At 54.3% G+C, this 3657-nt stretch carries 2 protein-coding genes; both read left to right on the top strand.

Features of this window, described 5'->3' with window-relative positions; genetic code table 11:
• Nucleotides 1–363 (top strand): S-layer homology domain-containing protein (locus ACFQ2I_RS19545; protein WP_377567231.1); only part of this gene is annotated, 363 nt, incomplete at its 5' end.
• A gap of 232 nt (nt 364–595) precedes the next feature.
• On the top strand, nt 596–3657 hold a 3062-nt coding region (locus ACFQ2I_RS19540), incomplete at its 3' end, for an RCC1 domain-containing protein (RefSeq protein ID WP_377567230.1).

Raw genomic sequence — 3657 nt, 5'->3', positions numbered from 1 at the left:
TGGTATGCGCCTGCTGTAACGGCGGCCGTGAATGCGGGACTGCTTCAAGGCTATGCCGGCAACACGTTCAGACCCGATCTGCCGATCCGCCGGGAAGAGCTGGCGACGCTGATTGACCGGGCAAGGCATTTTGCAGTGAACGAGCAATCGGCACAAGCGGATGTCGCCAAAACTCTGGATGCGTTCATGGATCAAGCCAGCATTTCGGACTGGGCGAGGCAAGCCGTAGCGAATCTCGTCCAAGACGGAATCGTCCAAGGACGAAACGAGAATCTCTTTGAGCCGAAGGCTCATACGACGCGCGCCGAGGCGGTCGTGATGCTGGCACGCTTATTAAGGGATTTGCGCTTCATCCAGAACTAAATAAAGAGACAAGCATGAGAGAAGACGGACCGGAGAAGGTCCGTCTTCAATGCATTGATGTACAATATCACGAATGGATATGGTATTTGATAACAATTATGGGTATAAAAGCTTTAAGAAACCTTTAAGATTGCATAGGAACAAATATGCGAGAATAGGCAAGCATCATAGCTTATCTTCATTAAGAGTCTTATAAATAGCTATGAAATGAAGAGGAAGAGGAGCGCGAAAGGTGAAAAGTAGGTTTCATAGTAGAGTATCCATTATCTTGGTCCTTGTTCTACTCATAAGTGTGATCGAACTGCCCGGATGGCAGCATACCGCAGAAGCGGCACAATCAGCAGCCGGTTCACGAGGCGTCATGTCCATTGCGAGCGGCTCTAATCACAGCCTGGCGGTAAGGGCGGACGGCTCCGTCATCGCTTGGGGAAGCGATATCCAGGGTAAAACGAACGTCCCTTCGGAAGTGCAAGGCAGGGTTATAGCCGTATCGGCTGGAGAAAACCACTCCATGGCGCTGACGGAAGACGGTGAGGTCGTGGCTTGGGGGAGCAACAATCGCGGGCAAACGAATGTCCCGGACGAGGCGCGGAGTGGCGTCGTGGCGATTGCGGCAGGTGGCAACCATTCCCTGGCGTTGAAGACGGACGGCTCCGTCATCGCTTGGGGCTATAACTTTTGGGGACAAGCGAACGTCCCTGCCGATGCGCAAAGCGGGGTTGTGGCGATTGCGGCCGGATACGGTCATTCCCTGGCGTTAAAGTCGGACGGCTCCGTCGTTGCTTGGGGGAATAATGCAGACGGTCAAGCGACCGTGCCACTCGAAGCGCAAAGCGGGGTATCGGCCATTTCGAGTGGCGGCTATCATATTCTGGCGTTAAAGACGGACGGCTCAGTAGTCGCTTGGGGATACAATTTTGACGGGCAAGTGAACGTCCCGGCCGAGGCGCAAGTGGGGATTGCGTCGATTGAAGCAGGACGTCATTTTTCCATGGCGTTAAAGGCGGACGGCTCCGTCGTCGTGTGGGGAGACAATACTAATGGACAGAAGAATATCCCGCTCGAAGCGCAAAACGGCGTAGTAGCAGTTGCCGGAGGAAACAATCATGTGCTGGCGTTAAAGTCGAACGGCAGTGTAGTGATGTGGGGCTCAAATCATTCTGGTCAACTAAATGTCCCGACAGAATTATCGAAGCCAGTGAAAGCAAGAGGAATTGCTATTGGTTATGATCATGCCCTGACCTTGAAGTCGGATGGTGGTGTCGTCGCCTGGGGGAGCAATGATAAAGGGCAAACGGACGTTCCGCCCGCAGCGCAAAGCGATGTGGTAGCAATTGATGCTGGTTCTGAACATGCATTGGCGTTAAAGTCGAACGGCAGTGTCGTTGCATGGGGAGAATCAGATAATGGAAAAACGACCGTGCCCGCCATAGCGCAGAGCGGTGTGGCGTCGATTGTGGCAGGAGCCAATCATTCCGTGGTGTTAAAGTCGGATGGCAGTGTCGTCGCCTGGGGAATTAATGATGCAGGTCAAACGAGCGTTCCGCCTGCAGCGCAAAGCGGCGTCAAAGCGATTGCGTCTGAAGGTAATCATACTTTGGCGTTAAAGTCGAACGGCAGTGTCGTCGGATGGGGGTATAATTATTTTGGCCAAGCGACTGCTCCGACTGAAGCGCAGAGCGGTGTCGTGTCCATTGCGGCTGGACTAAACCATTCCTTAGCATTAAAGACGGATGGCAGTGTCGTCACATGGGGAGATGATCGTTTTGGTCTAGCGATCGTCCCGGATGAAGCGCAGAGCGGCGTCGTAGCCATTGCAGCTGGATTCCGTCATTCCTTGGCGTTGAGATCGGACGGCAGTGTCATCTCGTGGGGGAACGGGCAAACGACGGTTCCGACAGCAGCCCAGAGTGGTGTTGTAGCGATTGCTGCCGGCTATAATCATTCATTGGCATTAAAGTCGAACGGCAGCATTGTGTCATGGGGGGAGAGCGTTTGGAATAAACCTGATCTAACAGTCCCGGGTAGTTGGAACTTAAGCCATATGACTGTCGATGCAGGTATGATAAGCCCTAACTTCCATCCCAATGTCACCAACTATACGGGATACGTCGGTCCCTCGGTCAGCAGCGTGAACGTGACGGCGACGCTTGCGGATCCCCTGCATGCTGAACTGCTCATCAACGGGGCATATGAGGCGAGCGCTTCGGCAGTTCATGTTCCGCTAACGGGAGATTCCACCGTCATTCAGGCACATGTGGAGCCATACTTCCTGAACGGAAAGACATACACCATAACTGTTTTGAAGGATGCAACAGCGCCTACCGTCAGCTTGGTCACCAATGGGAGTGAGAGCTATGCGGCAACCGCTTCGACTATCGTCAACGTTAGTGACGGCGAGAGCGGCGTCGATCCGGACAGCCTGCAGGCTGTATGGACGCAAAGTTCCGGTACGCCGGATGACGACGCCGCATGGGCAAGCTTCTCAAGCGGGGATGTGCTCGCACAAAGCGGCGTGAACGGCGACTGGTACTTGCATATCAAGGCTTCCGATGAAATCGGCAATGTAGTGCATGCCGGATCGAATCGCTTCCGTCTGGACAACATGGCTCCTATGGTGGAGATCGAGCTGCAGAAGCAAGATAGTTCCGCATATACAAGTGGAAGCTGGACGAATCAGAATGTGACGGCCAGTATAAGCGCCTCGGACGGGCTAAGCGGACTCGACAGCCTGCAGTATTCACTGGATAACGGCAGCATGTGGGAACTCTACAGCGCTCCACTACCCTTCACAGCAGAAGGCGCGCATACGCTGATGGTCAGAGCAGCGGATAAGGCCGGCAATATAAGCTCGCCGTCTCGCATGATCAATATCAGCCGCAGCGGGTTGGAGCTCGATGTCGCCTTGAAGCTGGACAACGGCAGCACATACACCGCTGGCGATTGGGTGAACCAAGGCGTGACGGCAAGCGTGTATACGAACCAGACGACAGATGGCGTGACGGTAACCTCCACCACCTATTCCCTGAATGGAGGCTCGTCTTGGCAGCCCTACATGGCACCTCTTGCTTTCAACAGTGAAGGCCAGCATACGTTGGGTGTGAAGGCGGCGGACAGTGCGGACAATGAACTGACGGCATCCTACGTTGTCCTAGTGGATACCACGGTACCGGTCGTACATTTGGGCACGAACGGGAATGAAACCTATGCCACATCGGCTTCCACTGCTGTAACTGTCAGCGATGATGGGAGCGGCGTCGATCCGTCCAGTCTGCAGTATGTATGGACGCAGAG

The sequence above is a fragment of the Paenibacillus chungangensis genome (assembly GCF_042675905.1).
In the GTDB taxonomy this organism is placed as follows: Bacteria; Bacillota; Bacilli; order Paenibacillales; family Paenibacillaceae; genus Pristimantibacillus; species Pristimantibacillus chungangensis.
The sequence above is the reverse complement of the archived record's forward strand: the minus strand, read 5'-3'. Positions and strand labels throughout refer to the sequence as shown.